This window comes from Sphingorhabdus sp. (genome assembly GCF_023910635.1).
Classification (GTDB): domain Bacteria; phylum Pseudomonadota; class Alphaproteobacteria; order Sphingomonadales; family Sphingomonadaceae; genus Sphingorhabdus_B.
In genome coordinates this window covers 1-14,575 of record NZ_JAAVVZ010000018.1, presented here as the reverse complement: position 1 = coordinate 14,575, position 14,575 = coordinate 1, and the positions used below count along the sequence as shown (strand labels likewise).

At 56.9% G+C, this 14,575-nt stretch carries 17 protein-coding genes and 1 riboswitch; of the genes, 5 read left to right on the top strand and 12 right to left on the bottom strand.

What is annotated here, in order from left to right:
* Positions 1-58 precede the first annotated feature (58 nt).
* Positions 59-165: riboswitch (TPP riboswitch) on the bottom strand.
* Positions 166-187: 22 nt separating this feature from the next.
* The 3 genes from HEQ34_RS10640 to HEQ34_RS10630 are packed head-to-tail and all read right to left on the bottom strand — an operon-like array spanning position 188 to position 1,804.
* Positions 188-949, bottom strand: coding sequence for a sulfite exporter TauE/SafE family protein (locus HEQ34_RS10640; RefSeq protein WP_296200235.1), 762 nt, complete (start codon positions 947-949; stop codon positions 188-190).
* A 1-nt stretch (position 950) separates the two neighbouring features.
* Positions 951-1,484, bottom strand: a complete 534-nt coding sequence (locus HEQ34_RS10635; RefSeq protein ID WP_296200233.1) for a rhodanese family protein — start codon at positions 1,482-1,484, stop codon at positions 951-953.
* Complete coding sequence (locus HEQ34_RS10630; protein WP_296200303.1) at positions 1,481-1,804, bottom strand: metalloregulator ArsR/SmtB family transcription factor; 324 nt, start codon at positions 1,802-1,804, stop codon at positions 1,481-1,483. Before HEQ34_RS10630 ends, HEQ34_RS10635 begins: the two co-directional genes overlap by 4 nt.
* A gap of 74 nt (positions 1,805-1,878) precedes the next feature.
* Between HEQ34_RS10630 and HEQ34_RS10625 the strand changes: the two genes are divergently transcribed.
* Positions 1,879-2,739 (top strand): MBL fold metallo-hydrolase, encoded by an 861-nt coding sequence (locus tag HEQ34_RS10625; protein WP_296200231.1) that lies wholly within the window; start codon positions 1,879-1,881, stop codon positions 2,737-2,739.
* A gap of 13 nt (positions 2,740-2,752) precedes the next feature.
* Here the strand turns inward: HEQ34_RS10625 and HEQ34_RS10620 are convergent, their stop codons facing one another.
* The 4 genes from HEQ34_RS10620 to HEQ34_RS10605 all read right to left on the bottom strand — a co-directional run bounded on the left by HEQ34_RS10620 (position 2,753) and on the right by HEQ34_RS10605 (position 5,908).
* Positions 2,753-3,622 carry a MipA/OmpV family protein gene (locus tag HEQ34_RS10620; protein WP_296200229.1) on the bottom strand — a complete coding sequence of 290 codons (870 nt, stop codon included), beginning with the start codon at positions 3,620-3,622 and terminating at the stop codon, positions 2,753-2,755.
* Positions 3,623-3,697: 75 nt separating this feature from the next.
* Positions 3,698-4,126: a DUF2141 domain-containing protein gene (locus HEQ34_RS10615; RefSeq protein WP_296200227.1), complete on the bottom strand. Its 429-nt coding sequence runs from the start codon at positions 4,124-4,126 to the stop codon at positions 3,698-3,700.
* Positions 4,083-4,826: a sterol desaturase family protein gene (locus tag HEQ34_RS10610; RefSeq protein ID WP_296200225.1), complete on the bottom strand. Its 744-nt coding sequence runs from the start codon at positions 4,824-4,826 to the stop codon at positions 4,083-4,085. Before HEQ34_RS10610 ends, HEQ34_RS10615 begins: the two co-directional genes overlap by 44 nt.
* A 23-nt stretch (positions 4,827-4,849) precedes the next feature.
* Complete coding sequence (locus HEQ34_RS10605) at positions 4,850-5,908, bottom strand: MBL fold metallo-hydrolase (protein WP_296200224.1); 1,059 nt, start codon at positions 5,906-5,908, stop codon at positions 4,850-4,852.
* Between the two features lie 363 nt (positions 5,909-6,271).
* Here HEQ34_RS10605 and crtY point away from each other — a divergent pair, with 363 nt between their 5' ends.
* The 4 genes from crtY to HEQ34_RS10585 all read left to right on the top strand — a co-directional run bounded on the left by crtY (position 6,272) and on the right by HEQ34_RS10585 (position 10,572).
* Positions 6,272-7,438, top strand: coding sequence for a lycopene beta-cyclase CrtY (gene crtY / locus HEQ34_RS10600; RefSeq protein WP_296200222.1), 1,167 nt, complete (start codon positions 6,272-6,274; stop codon positions 7,436-7,438).
* Positions 7,435-8,922, top strand: coding sequence for a phytoene desaturase (locus tag HEQ34_RS10595; RefSeq protein ID WP_296200220.1), 1,488 nt, complete (start codon positions 7,435-7,437; stop codon positions 8,920-8,922). The genes crtY and HEQ34_RS10595 overlap by 4 nt, the downstream gene beginning before the upstream one ends.
* The gene (locus HEQ34_RS10590) at positions 8,919-9,500 is read left to right on the top strand and encodes a TIGR00730 family Rossman fold protein (protein ID WP_296200218.1); all 582 of its coding nucleotides are present in this window, start codon (positions 8,919-8,921) and stop codon (positions 9,498-9,500) included. Before HEQ34_RS10595 ends, HEQ34_RS10590 begins: the two co-directional genes overlap by 4 nt.
* A 142-nt stretch (positions 9,501-9,642) precedes the next feature.
* On the top strand, positions 9,643-10,572 hold the full coding sequence (locus tag HEQ34_RS10585; protein WP_296200216.1) for a phytoene/squalene synthase family protein: 930 nt from the start codon (positions 9,643-9,645) through the stop codon (positions 10,570-10,572).
* A gap of 19 nt (positions 10,573-10,591) precedes the next feature.
* On the opposite strand, the gene HEQ34_RS10580 is transcribed toward HEQ34_RS10585, so the two are convergent.
* From HEQ34_RS10580 to queC, 5 genes are all read right to left on the bottom strand, one after another.
* Positions 10,592-11,422: a 3'(2'),5'-bisphosphate nucleotidase CysQ gene (locus tag HEQ34_RS10580; RefSeq protein WP_296200214.1), complete on the bottom strand. Its 831-nt coding sequence runs from the start codon at positions 11,420-11,422 to the stop codon at positions 10,592-10,594.
* Complete coding sequence (locus HEQ34_RS10575) at positions 11,415-12,761, bottom strand: TldD/PmbA family protein (RefSeq protein WP_296200212.1); 1,347 nt, start codon at positions 12,759-12,761, stop codon at positions 11,415-11,417. The genes HEQ34_RS10580 and HEQ34_RS10575 overlap by 8 nt, the downstream gene beginning before the upstream one ends.
* 46 nt (positions 12,762-12,807) lie before the next feature.
* Positions 12,808-13,155, bottom strand: a complete 348-nt coding sequence (locus tag HEQ34_RS10570) for a hypothetical protein (protein ID WP_296200210.1) — start codon at positions 13,153-13,155, stop codon at positions 12,808-12,810.
* Between the two features lie 83 nt (positions 13,156-13,238).
* Complete coding sequence (queE, locus tag HEQ34_RS10565; RefSeq protein ID WP_296200208.1) at positions 13,239-13,877, bottom strand: 7-carboxy-7-deazaguanine synthase; 639 nt, start codon at positions 13,875-13,877, stop codon at positions 13,239-13,241.
* Entirely contained in the window at positions 13,874-14,557 is a 684-nt protein-coding gene (queC, locus tag HEQ34_RS10560; RefSeq protein ID WP_296200301.1) for a 7-cyano-7-deazaguanine synthase QueC, read from the bottom strand. Before queC ends, queE begins: the two co-directional genes overlap by 4 nt.
* Positions 14,558-14,575 lie beyond the last annotated feature (18 nt).

Genomic DNA, 14,575 nt, shown 5'->3' with positions numbered 1-14,575 from the left:
ATCATAAGGAGAGCGAGTAAGCGTGAAGACCGGGCTCGGTCTTCGCCAGTCCCCCGGACTGGCTGCGGTCTCACCTCCCTACGCCCGTGCAAACGGGATCAGGTTCAGCGGGTCGCGGGCATATCAGCACCGCCTCTCAGTCGTTCGACTCCCCGGGGATAAAAATGAGATAGCCGAGGCGGCGCAGTCAGTCCAGCAAGATAAATATCGCGACGGCGATGACCATCAACGCGAATATCGTGCGCGCAATTGCGGTGCGTTTTTCCAGCAGCTTCGCCAAGGGCAATGCCGCCAGTGTTCCGCCTGCACCGCCGACAACTAACGCACCGAACAATGGCCAGATCAGCTGTCCTGACGCGGCATAAGACAGGCTGGTTGCGCCGCCAAACAAGCTGACCGACACCAAAGAGGATGCGCCAGCGTTGGCGAGGGTCATTCCGGTAGACGCCATCAGCCCCGGCGCAATGAGGAAACCACCGCCAATGCCGAAAAACCCTGCGGCAAGACCGGCAATCAAGCCAACCGGCGCAAGTTTCAGCACCATCGGAGGCGTAAGACGCACAGCAGGGTCGCCATCGCTTTTCTTCGGAATGAGCATGGAGCCTGCAATGGCGATCATCGCAATTGCAAACCACATCAGCAATGCGTCACCATCCACTTGCTTTGCCAATTGTGCGCCCACAAGCGCGCCTGCGAGCCCAGCTATCCCGAAGGTAATGGCGCAAGGCCATTTGACTCGCCCTGCCCGTGATTGCGCGGCAAGGCCGATGGACGCATTCACCGCGACCGCCGCTGCTGATGTGCCAATCGCGGCGTGGGTGTCCGTCAGGCCAACAACATAAATCAGCCACGGCGTTGCCAATACCGACCCGCCGCCGCCAAACAAAGTCAGAAGCAGCCCAATTAAGGCGCCGCCAAGTCCGGCAAGCAACAGTGTCTCCATCGCCATGTCAGCTGGCTTTCACACGGTTCCACGGGGCAAGCATCAACAATCGTGCCATGCCGCAAAATCCGCTGATGCCAGCAAAGGTCAACCCTGCCCCGACGAACCCAGATAGACCAAACCATGCAGGAGAAACAAGAAAGCCAAGCACAACGCCGATGAGCACAAGCGAACCTGCGGCAATCTGCACTTGACGCATAATCTCCATCGGCGCGTCGGCATTAGTTGCCACGGGCAAGCCAGCCTTGGCCCATGCATCCAGCCCGCCCTCTAGGACAAAGGCATCGCCGTTCACCCGCGCGGCAAGGCGATCACAGGCGCCAGCGGTGCGCATACCCGACCTGCAGGTGAAAATTACATCGGCGTCTGGATCAACCGACAGATGTGCCTTTTCCCATGTCGACAGCGGTTGTGACTGGGCGCCAGTGATATGGCTGCGGGCAAATTCATCTGCCTCCCGAATGTCGACTAAGATGGCGCGTCCGGTATCCAGGCGTTCATGCACCTGTTGCGGTGTAAGTGGGTGAAGTAGAGCGGTCATATATGCGTACTCATTTCGGGTGGGCAGAAGAGTTCGGCCAGCGTCTGCACGATGCGCATCGCGGCATGATCGGCGACACGGTAATAGATTGTTTGGCGTTCACGCCGTGTCGCAACAACGCCTTCGTCACGTAAAAGTGCCAAATGCTGCGACAAGGCCGATTGCGACAGGCCAATGCGCGATTGGATTTCGCTCACCGATAGTTCGCCATCGGCAAGCTGGCACAAGACCATCAGCCGTTTTTCATTGCTCAGCAGACGCAACAACGCCGCGGCGCGGCCAGCACTTTCCTCAAACAGGCTGAGGTCAAAACGGGTCATATCAAACATGATGTCATTATATGCTTTTAATCTAATTTAGCAATTGCTAATATAAATGAAGAAGGAGACGACTCATGCATCCGTCCGTCCAAGCTTTTTTCGATCATGCGACCAATACCGTCAGCTATATTGTCTACGACCCCGCCACGAAAAAAGCCGCGATCGTTGACCCCGTCCTCGATTTCACGCCGCGTAATGGTCGCATAGCAACAACTTCCGCTGATGCGCTGCTCACGGCGGCGGCAGGTCAGGGTCTCGACATCATCTATGTGTTGGAAACGCACGCCCATGCCGACCATCTTTCGGCCGCGCATCATCTACGCGAAGTCACGGGTGCCCCTGTTGTCATTGGCGCGCAGATTACGGAGGTTCAAACAATATTCGGCGCATTGTTTGAAGCCGGCGATGTCACCCATGACGGCGCAGTTTTCGACCGCTTGGTGCAGGACGGCGACAGTTTGCCACTTGGTAACCTCTCAATCAACGTTCTGCACACGCCCGGCCACACGCCCGCTTGTGTAACTTATGTCATCGGTGATGCGGCATTTGTCGGCGACACCATGTTCATGCCCGATTACGGCACCGCGCGCGCCGATTTCCCCGGCGGAAGCGCGCACGCGCTTTACGGGTCCATACGCAAGATTCTCGACCTGCCGCCTGAAACACGCATTTTTGTCGGCCATGATTATTTGCCCAAAGGGCGAAGCGAATATGTCTGGGAAACGACCGTTGCTGACCAGCGCGCGCATAATGTCCACGTGCATGACGGCATCAGCGAAGCAGAGTTCATTGCCATGCGGACGGCGCGCGACAAAACATTGGAGGCGCCGCAACTCATCCTGCCAGCGCTTCAGGTGAATATCAGAGCTGGCGCGCTACCACCGGCATCACCGGGCGGGCATGTCTATCTAAGATTGCCGATAAACGCGCTCTAGCGCGGCTCCCTCCTCAAAAGGTATAGCTGATCCCGCCCGCCATAAACCATTGGTTCGCGTCGCCACGCAACGACGTGACGGGTGAACGTGCGGCATCGTTGGTTAGCCGGGAATAATTGATGAGACCATAGATTCCCCATCCGCCATCGCGCGCGTCGCCTGATAAATCGACCGCGCCGAGCAGGCTTGCGCCATAGCTTTTCCAGCCGCCTTTGGCAGCAAATACCGGCAGACCGCTTGCGATGCTGCCGGCTTGATCGATGCTGAAATAGGTATCGGCGTAATTGCCGTCTACATGCGTTGCCGACAGGCTGAACATACTAAATATCGCCATAGATAATGGCGTCGAATACGAAATGCTTGGGCTGATGATGCGGCCCTCATGTGCGCCGGCCACATCCCATTGAATGTCGCTGGAAATGGTCACGGTATCGAATGGATTCAGTATTTTGGAGAATGCCACCCCAGCGGTGACGCCGACCTCAATCGCAACATCTTTCTTGCCCAGCAAGCGGACCACGGGGTCCTTGATATTGCTATTGCGGTCCATGCGGAAATTCACGAGCGGGCCTGCGAGGAATTTCACATCCTTGTCACTGTTGCCATCGGCGATGAGGTCAACATACAGCCCCAGGCCGGGCGTGCCAAAGTCGAAACCACCAATGCTGCCTTGCGCGATCGGCGCAGGGAACAGGACATATTCGTCCGATCCGTCATAGCTTGTGCCATAGCCAGCGCCGACACCGAGCGTTAACCAGTCGCCCGCAAATGCGTCTCTATTGGGCATTTCAGCAGCTGGCGCTTCGCCATCTTGAGCAAAGGCGGGGGCGCAAAGCGCGACGCTGACATACAAGGCGGCGGCGCAGTGTTTAAAGATCTTCATGAAATGCTCCCGTTGAACCAGATATGTAAACGACCAAACAATCACTAAGTTCCTCTGATATAATAGGAATACGCGTTAGAGCAAGTATTTCATTTTAACCCGCTGGCTGACTTCGGGGGAATCAATGGCAAAAGCGGCAGCTTTGAACTTCGGCGGCCCAGTGACGATCGCGGGGTTGCGCGAAAAACCAAAGCCTTCTTTCGGAACGAATATGGCCATGTCCATTTTGCTATTGCCATTTTCATCATGGACCAAGGCTAGGGCATAGGTGCCTTGGGTAATGCCGCGGAAGGAAACCTGCGCAGAATCGCGTGCGAGCACAGTGGCGCGAAAGCTTTTCGGATCTTTACCGCAGTTGGGGAAAAAGCGCGGATTGGCGGTAACGCAGACCAGAACATTGCCCTTCATACTGCGCAGGCCATAAATATTGACCTCAAGCGTTGCGGAGGATTCTGTTGCCTCAGCTCCGCTCGTGAGGGCGGCGGCTCCAATCGCCGAGGCCAAGATCAGTGCCGCACATTTTGTCCCAAAACCTGAAATATAAACCATAATTCCCCCTATATGCGTCATGGTGCTTCTGGTGGTGTGTCGCCGTTATCAGCCAGCGCCCGAACCTGCCATTAACTATAAATTTGGGAAAGCATTCCCACCCCATATGGTTGGTCACGCCCATGATCGTCATGGTCGCTAACACAACGCCTAATGCCCCAACATGAACGGGGATAAGAAAAACCAGCACGGGAATGACGAACGCGCCGGACAACGCCTCCCATGGATGAAAGGCCATCGCGGCCCAAGCGGTCGGCGGGCGGCTTTCATGGTGAACCGCATGTGCAGCCTTGAACCAAAATGGTCGATGCATCAGGCGGTGCGTCCAATAAAACCACGTATCATGCGCCCCTAAATACAGGAAAACCGAAACCGGAAGATACCACGCAGGAAACGCGTTCACGTCGGTGTAGATCTGCGTCCAGCCAAAATTATCCCAGCCCCAGGCAACAATACCGGCAGGAATGCCATAGATGGCAGCGCTGGCAAGGCTCCAGCCGATTTCGCGCTTAATCTGGATATCAAGGCCAGCATACAGTCCGGGTTCCCGGATCTTGGTCGCCCAAGCGAACGCGCCGCTGACAAGCAAATAGCGTGTTCCCACAATCGCCGTCATCGCCGCAGCAGACAAAATCAAGACAAGCAAGCTATCCATAGGTGGCTTTAGCCTTTTTGCGATTACTTTAGCAAATTGCGCGTTTTGAACGCTTTCGGGCCGGATATACTGATAACATCACCATCATGCATGACCGATATTGGCCCGTCATAACGGGTGCCCGCTTCACCCAATAACGCAAACTCGAGCAATTTGGGTACAAACGGCACAATATGCGTGAAGGCGAGCATGCCCACATCGGCCGACTTGGCAACATCGGCGGCCAGTTCGGGGCTGATATGGTAATTTTGGATGTCGTCAAAAATTTTGGCGCGGTTGGCCATGCCAGCCTTTTGCGCGCTGTTGGCGAGCGTAGCGACGATCCGCGGGGAAAGCAGCTCGCTCACCAACAGATCCGAACCCTTGGCCGCAACCGCAAGTTTCGGCGTAAACGCCGTGTCGCCTGTGATCGTGACGCTCTTGCCTTTATAATCGACGCGATAGCCAAATGCGGGTGTGATTGGGTCATGATCGACGGCAAACGCCGTGATACGGACGCCGTTGCCCGCATACACTGTCCCCGGCTGGATAGCCGCGCCTGTCATACCAAAGCCGGACGGCGGCACAACGGCTTCGCCATGATGCGCAACCCGGTAAGTGGAATCAATGCGATAGGCCGCGTTCAACCCGTCAGTGATTTCAGTGACGCCACTAGGGCCGGACACCTTCAAAGGCGTTTTGGCGCTCGTCCCTGCCCAGCGTTGCAAGGTAAATGGGCCAAGGCCTTCGAAATGGTCGCTGTGTAAATGCGTCAGCCACACGCCTTGCACTTTATCCAGCGGCATCCCCATCAGGGACAATGTTTCACCAGAACCTTCACCCATGTCGAATACGAACAGCCTGCCATTGGCGATAACCACAGTACAGGCGGCGGCGCGATCGCGGCTTGGTAAGGGGGAACCTGTTCCACAGAAACCGACATGCAGTTGATCAACCGGCAAATCCGCCATCACGTTGCGCGCCATAGCGCCATCTGCGGCGCGACCAATAAGCGCCATCGCGATTGTGTCGCGCTGCGTATAAGCAACTGCACCCACAAGCCCGACCAACCCAAATGCCGCCAAAAGCCATTTTTTACGCATGTTCATCCCCCATATGCAGCAGCTTTCGCTGCGAACCGTGCTCCTCTTCTACCTGTCTTAGGCCTGAATAGCATGTAGAAAATACTGCTCCATCGCGCCGCTGGTGAAAATGACGGCTTAGGGTCAGGACCACTTAAATCCACCTTCGCGGCGTCAAGACGCCCTTCGGATTTGACCCATACTGTCCATTGCCACGTTGGCAAGCTTGGACTTAGAACCACTAAGCCCTGCGCTTGCCGCCTTGCACTGAACAATATGGCCTCAAACCGCGAAGGTGGATTTAAGTGGTACTGACCCTAGAAAGCTGTGCATTACAGTGGCAGGCCCCTTTCCCTTGCAAAATGCCTGCGCTAGGACATTGGCGTGACTTTCGAAAACATCAAATGCGACGTTGCCATCGTTGGCGGCGGTCTTGCCGGCGGGCTGATCGCGCTAGCGCTTGCCAAGATGCGGCCTGAGTTGCATGTTGTTCTCATCGAACAAGGTCAAAGCTTTGGCGGCAATCATATCTGGAGCTACTTCGCGAGCGACATTTTGCCTGAGCATCGCTGGCTCACTGCGCCTTTGGTCACTTATGGCTGGTCGGGTTATGACGTAAAATTTCCCGCGCATAGCCGGTCGCTTGATAACATTTATTACACCATCGAATCTGAACGCCTCGATTGGGTTTTGCGGCATAATCTGCCGGCATCTTCCTTAATGCTTGGCCGTGAAGTGAAAGCGGTTTCGCCGCGTCTCGTGGTGCTCGACGGCGCGCAGCGGATCAACGCAGGCGGTGTTATCGATGTGCGCGGCGCTGGCGATTTGAATCATCTCGACTGCGGTTGGCAAAAATTCACGGGTCAGTTGATGCAATTGTCCGAGCCGCACAACATCACCAAGCCAATCGTCATGGACGCCACGGTGGACCAACATGACGGCTATCGTTTCGTTTACGTCCTGCCCTTTGCTATGGACAAGCTGTTTGTCGAAGACACTTATTATAGCGACAAGCCCGACCATGACCCACGCATTTTGCGGCAACGGCTGGCGGCTTATGCCGACGAAAAAGGCTGGAAAGTCGATCGCATCTTGCGAGAGGAAAATGGCGTTTTACCGGTTGTCATGGGCGGCAATCTGGAAAGTTATTGGAATAGTGGTAGCGGTCGGACCGCCAAGGCCGGCGCGCGGGGTGCCTTTTTTCAACCCGTCACCAGCTACTCCCTGCCCGACGCCGTGCGCAACGCGATTTTCATTGCAGAGCAGCCGGAACTTGACGGTGACAAATTGAACCTCGCGCTGCGTCAACGGGCGGAGGAGCATTGGCGTAAGGGCAAATTCTTCCGCATTCTGAACCGTATGCTCTTCCGCGGCGCAGATGGTGCGGACCGGTATAAGATATTGGAACGATTTTACCGGCTAACGCCCGGATTGATCGAGCGATTTTACGCTGGAAATACGACGCTTGGGGATAAGGCGCGGATCCTCTCCGGTAAGCCACCGATTTCCATAGGACGGGCGATAAAAGCGATCCGGAGCAAGAAAAGGTGACCAAGACAGCCGCCATTATCGGTGCCGGTTTTGGCGGCCTCGCCCTCGCCATCCGCCTGCAGTCCGCAGGTATATCGACCACAATAATCGAAGCGCGGGACAAGCCCGGTGGCCGTGCTTATTATTGGGAGAAGGATGGCTTTACCTTTGATGGTGGCCCGACCGTCATCACTGATCCGCCCTGCCTGGAAGAATTATGGGCGCTGTCTGGTCACAAGATGGCGGACGATGTTGAATTGATGCCGGTGTTCCCATTTTACCGCCTCAACTGGCCGGATGGTACGAATTTCGATTACTCCAACGATGCGCCGGGGCTGAAAACGGAGATCGAGAAGTTAAACCCCGAAGATGTTGAGGGCTATCGCAAGTTTCTCGAATATTCAAAGGGCGTATATGAACAGGGCTATCAAAAGCTTGGTTCGGTTGCGTTTCTAGACTTTGCCTCCATGATAAAGGCCGCGCCGGCGCTGATGAAATATCAGGCCTGGCGCTCGGTTTATTCGATTGTCTCTTCTTACGTCAAAGATGAAAAATTGCGCGAAGCGCTGTCGTTTCACACCTTGCTCGTTGGCGGCAATCCGATGAGTACCAGCGCAATTTATGCGCTCATCCACACCATCGAAAAAGAAGGCGGCGTCTGGTTTGCCAAGGGCGGCACAAACCGCCTCGTCAATGCCATGGCGACGCATTTCGAACGGCTTGGCGGGACCGTTCGTTTGGACGATGCGGTCGAAGAAATTGAAACACGCGGTGACAAGGTCATAGGCGTGCGCACAAAATCGGGTTGGCGCATGGATTGCGACATGGCGGCATCAAATGGCGATGTGATGCACACGTACAAAGATTTGTTGACCGGTAACAAGCGTGGCGAACGGGCAAGCAACGCCCTTCGTCGTAAAAGCTGGTCGCCTTCTTTGTTCGTGCTGCATTTGGGCATAAAGGGCACATGGCCGGGTATCCCGCACCACATGATATTGTTCGGCCCGCGCTATAAGGGGTTGCTCGACGACATCTTCAAATATGGTGTCGTGCCAAAGGACTTCTCGCTCTATTTGCATCACCCGACCATCACCGACCCCAGCCTTGCGCCCGAAGGCTGCTCCACCTTTTATGCCCTCGCACCCGTCGCCCATTTGGGCAAAGCGCCGCATGATTGGGATGGCGATGTGGGTGAGGCGATGAAAGAACGGATATTGGACGAGCTGGAACGCCGCCTGATCCCCGATATCCGAAGCCGCATCATCACCCAGTTCCATTATACACCCGCAGATTTTAGCCGCGACTTGTCAGCGCATTTGGGCAGCGCGTTCAGCCTTGAACCCGTCCTCTGGCAATCGGCCTATTTGCGCGCGCACAACCGCGATGACGCGATATCGAACCTGTATTTTGTCGGCGCAGGTACGCACCCCGGCGCTGGCATCCCCGGTGTTGTGGGCAGCGCAAAAGCAACAGCCGCATTAATGCTAGAGGACGCAAATTCATGAAACGCCTTGCAGTATATTGCGGGTCAGCGACGCCTGAAAATCCCCTATATATCAATGTCGCCCGCGAAGTCGGAAAGGCGTTGGCCAAACGCGGCATTGGTGTTGTCTATGGCGGCGGACGGCTTGGCCTGATGGGCGCAGTGGCAGATAGCGCGCTGGAAGCAGGTGGCGAAGTGATTGGCATTATCCCCGAGGCTTTGGTCGGGGCAGAAGTCGCGCACAAGGGCTGTACCGAGCTGCATGTGGTGTCGGGTATGCACGAGCGTAAGCAACGCTTCACGGACTTGTCCGACGGTTTTATTACCATTCCCGGCGGGGTGGGCACGATGGATGAATTGTGGGAAGCGATTAGCTGGTCACAGCTTGGCTATCACCAAAAACCCGTTGGCCTTTTGAACGTCGCCGGGTTTTACGACCAGTTGATCGCGTTTAACCAGAAAATGATCGACGTTGGTTTCATCCGGCCACAACATGCCGGGATTATGATTGTGGATGATAATCTGGACGAGTTGTTGGCCCAAATGGCCGCCTATGTGCCGCACAAAACGATTTTCCAGATGAAGGCGGATGACCTGTGACTCCTCCCCGATACGGGGAGGGGGACCATGCGCAGCATGGTGGAGGGGCACCCGCCAAGGCCCCTGACCAAGAAGGCATGTATTCCCTGCACCTGCCCCTCCACCAGCCTTCGGCTGGTCCCCCTCCCCTAGAAGGGGAGGAATGATGCTTAACCGCCCTGCACTCATCGCCTTTGCGCAAGAGAGCATCTCGCGCGGGTCGAAATCCTTTCGTTTCGCCAGCCGCCTTTTCGACCGGACGACGCGCGAGCGGGTGTGGCTGCTCTACGCATGGTGCCGCAAATGCGATGACATGGCCGATGGGCAAGACCATGGCGGCGCTATGGAGGCTGTCTCGGACCCGCAGGCGCGATTGCAGGCGATACGCAAATTGACCGCGATGGCATTCGCCGGAACGCCCACGGGCGACCCAGCCTTTGACTGCTTGGGCGTGGTCGCGCGCGAATGTGGCCTTACGCCGCGCATGGCAGAGGATGTGATCGAAGGTTTTGCCCTCGACGCCGCCGAATGGCACCCGCGCCGCGAAAGTGACCTGTATCAATATTGTTACCATGTCGCAGGCGCGGTTGGCGTGATGATGGCGGTGGTTATGGGCGTGCCAGCCGATGATGACGCCACGCTCGATAGGGCCTGCGACCTTGGCCTTGCGTTTCAGCTCGCCAATATCGCCCGCGACATTGCAGAAGATGACGCCGCTGGCCGGTGCTATTTGCCCGATGACTGGCTCGCTATGCTCGATATCGGGCCCGGCGAACATATGAAGCCGCATAACCGCAAAAAACTGGCGCTAATGGGCCGCTGGCTTGCCGATGAGGCCGAACAATATGAGGCATCGGCACGCGTTGGTGCCAAGCATTTGCCCTTGCGGGCCCGCTGGGCGGTCTTGTCAGCGGCCGGGATTTACGGCGAAATCGCCCGCAAGGTCCGCGCTGCCGATGCGCAGGCTTGGGACCAACGGATTTTCACAAGCCGGCCAGAAAAATTCCGGTGGGTGCGCAAGGCGTTTGTCGACGCGGTCGCTAACAATCCACGATATATGAACCGCGATGCTTTATGGACGCGGGCGCGTTAGAGCTTTCGACAACAGCACTCTAACAGCAACCCCACCTGTCCGTAACCCTGGAGCCAGAGGCGTGCAGTTGCGCCGCCCTGCCCGACAGGCGTGCCACTGCCGCTTGATGAATCCCCGGCGCGCAACAGATCAAGCCGAAATCCAACGGCTCGCGTTTGTTATAGCTTATAGGTCGCCCCAACGCATCGGTAACAATCCCGCCGGCCTCCTGCGCCACAAGATGCGCCGCAGCGATGTCCCATTCATTGCCCCATCGCAATGTCGCGACAAGATCCGCACGGTCGCAAGCGACCATCGTCATGCGCATGGCAATGCTGTTGGGCTTAGTCACCGTCACCAGATCAGCATCCAGTTTTGGCAAATCATCGGCAGGCACGCGTGATCCGGCGAAGTCTAGTCTAGTGCTGCCCGCAAGCTGCTCTCCATTGCAGGTCACGCCTTCATTGTGCGCCGCCACCCAGACTTTGCCTTGCGCAGGCGCGGCCATCACAGCGAAGACCGGCAGGCCATCGGCCACCAAAGCCACCGAGACGCACCATCCGCTGCGCCCACGCACATAATCGCGGGTGCCGTCGATAGGGTCGACGAGCCACAATAATCGTGCGTCCAGCCGTGACGGGTCATCCACGGTTTCTTCCGACAACCACGCGGCCTCCGGCAAAATGGCCCGCAACCTTGTGGTGAGAAAAGCGTCAACCGCCATGTCGATGTCGCTGACAGGATCATTCTTGCCCTTGTTCCACACGTTCGTGTCGGCCGCCGCGCCCTCGCGCCAACTAGCAAAGGCCAGTGCCGCGGCCTCTTGCGTGGCGGCTACAACGGCGGCGCGGTCAAGCTGCCGTTCAGGCACCTGCGATCATCATGCCGTCGATACGCAATGTTGGCACGTTCATGCTGCGTGTGAATTCCAGATCATTGGCCGCAGTCATGGCCGCAAACATGTCCTTCAAATTGCCTGCAATGGTGAATTCGCTCACTGGCCCCGCAATTTCGCCGTTGATGATGAGGAAACCTGCGGCACCCCGGCTGTAATCGCCCGTAACCGGGTTGACGCCTTGGCCTGCGAGTTCATGGATATATACGCCATGTTTGATATCGGCGATCAGTTCCGTGACGCTCACGCTGCCGCCCTCCATATGCACATTGGATGGGCTGACGCTTGGCGCGCCGCTGATCCCGCGACTGGCGTGACCCGTGGGTTCCAGGCCCAATTGCCGCGCCGACGCGCTTTCCATCAACCAACCCGTCAATGCGCCCTTTTCGATGATATAACGGCGCGTCGTGGGCAGGCCTTCACCATCAAAGGCGCGTGAACCAAGGCCGCGCATCCGGTGCGGGTCGTCGATAATGGAAATGCTGCTGTCGAATAACTGCGCGCCAAGCGATTCCAGCAGGAAGCTTGTTTTACGCGCAATCGCCGAGCCGCTGATGCCGCCGAGCAAATGGCCAACGAATGATCCACCAACGCGTGGGTCAAACACGACTGGCATCTGGCCGCTTTTGACCATGCCGGGGTTCAACCGTTTGACCGCGCGCTCCCCTGCCCGGGTGCCAATGTTGGATGGGTTGTCGAGGTCAGCAAGATGTCGCGCCGACCGCCAGTCATAATCGCGTTCCTTGGCATCGCCATCGCCCGAAAGTACGCTGGCCGACATGCCATAGCCGGATGCTGACTTGACGCCCGCAAAGCCATGGCTGGTGGCCAGCGCAAAGATACTGCGTCCGGCGCTGGCGCCCGCGCCTTCGCTGTTGGTGACGCCGGGCACAAAGCGCGCCGCGTCTTCGCATTCCAACGCAGCCGCACGCAAAAGGGCTGGGTCCGGGTCAAGGCCGTCATCGCTATCAAAATCCGGAACAGCACCCGTCAACAAACGATCCTGCGGCGCGAGGCCAGCATATTGGTCCTCCGGTGCTTCCTTTGCCATATCGATAGCGCGGGTGACGAGCCCTGCAAGAATGTCCGGGTTCATGTTGGATGATGAAATGGTGGCGGAGCGTTGGCCGACAAACACACGAAGGCCGATATCTTCGCCTTCGGAGCGGGCGACATCTTCCAACTGGCCAAGCCGCACCTGCACCTCCGTCGAGGCATCGCAGACATAGACGGCATCCGCTGCGTCAGCGCCTGCCTTCATGGCTTGGGAAACGAGATTTTGCGCGCGATCAAGCGCATGTTGTGGTGTCAGCATGATTCCCGCTTAGGCGCGGGCCGTTACAGCGTCAATCAAGCGGCCTTCAAAAAACCGTGAATAGCACCGCCAAAGCAGCCGGAATGGCAATCGCAGCGACCCACAATTTCAAACGGTCGGCAAAATATTGCGTTTCCAGTCCGTCGTCTGAATGGGCAGTCGCACATTGTGCCTGCCAACGCCGCTCCAAATTCCGGCACAACGGAATGACGGCCGCGACCAAAAGGACCAAGACAAAATAAGGAAAAATCGACATTCCGCTCGACTCAATCGTCGGCGTCACCAAAAATATCAGCATTAATGTGTACACGACCAAAGCAATGGCGACATGGTCAGACATGCGTTTTGAATAGCTTTTATACGCGCGCAGATGGGCTTCTTGGGCTTTTGCCATTTTCTCTCTCCTCTTCCCTGTCACAAGACTGTCACTTTCACGAAGAGGTTTCAAGCAAATTTATAATTAGGGTCAGGACCTAGCTAGGGAAGGCCCAGAATCTTGTGATTTTGCAAGGATAAGCGCCATTTTGGTCGCTCCATGACGAAGCGCGTCGCCGCTGCGACATTGGCTGCATTTAAGCCCGCGTCACCTGTATCCATGGGCTGAATAAGGAAATGGGCAAATTGCCATTGCTCCATGGCATCAAGGTCACTGGTCGGTTGTGGCCACACCAGTTTCAATTCGTCGCCGGTGCGGTGAATGACGTCCGATCCAGCCTTTGGGCTGATACACACCCAATCAATGCCGGGATGCACCTTTATCGTGCCGTTGCTTTCAATCGCGATCTGGAAGGCTTGGGCATGGAGCGCATCGACGATTCCGTCATCCACCTGCAACATGGGTTCGCCGCCAGTGATCACGACATAACGATTGTCGGTGCCATCGCCCCACAGCTCGGCAACCTTGGCCGCCAGCGCGTCAGCATCATACCGCCCGCCATTTTCGCCGTCGATGCCGACAAAATCGGTGTCGCAAAACTGGCAAATGGCGCTTGCGCGGTCGGCTTCTCGCCCGCTCCACAAATTGCAACCCGAAAAGCGTAAGAACACCGCACGGCGGCCCGCATGCACGCCCTCCCCCTGCAACGTCAGGAAAATCTCTTTAACCGCGTAGCTCATGCGTAAATGGTCGGATCAGGCAGCCCCGCATCGGCAAAACCCTTCGCGCGCAGGCGGCAGGCATCGCATTGACCGCAGGCCTTATTATCCCGGCTTGGGTCATAGCAGGACCAGCTCATCCCCGCATCGAGCCCAAGCCGCGCAGCCTCCCGCGCAATGTCGGCCTTGGTCATATGCAGCAACGGCGTGTGCACGGTGAAATGGTCGCCCTCAACCCCCGCTTTGGTCGCCAAATTGGCCGTCGCCTCAAACGAACGGATGAAATCGGGGCGGCAATCGGGGTAGCCCGAATAATCGAGCGCATTGACCCCAATCCAAAGATCACGGGCATCGCGCGCCTCGGCCAAGCCAAGGCACAAGGACAAAAATATCGTGTTGCGCGCCGGAACATAGGTCACCGGAATAAAGCCGGACTCCAAGCCTTCCTTGGGCACATCAATATCCGCCGTCAACGCCGACCCGCCAAAACGCGTCAGGTCCAACGGCAATAGAATATGCTCCTTCGCCCCCAAATGCGCGGCAATGCGCGCCGCACTGTCCAGTTCAATACGGTGGCGTTGGTTATAATCAATGGTCAACGCAATCAGGTCATACCCCGCCTCCTGCGCCAACCCGGCCACAACCATGGAATCAAGGCCGCCGGACAAAAGGACGATTGCGGATTTATTCTGTATGCTCATGCCGCCCCCATAGCCGTT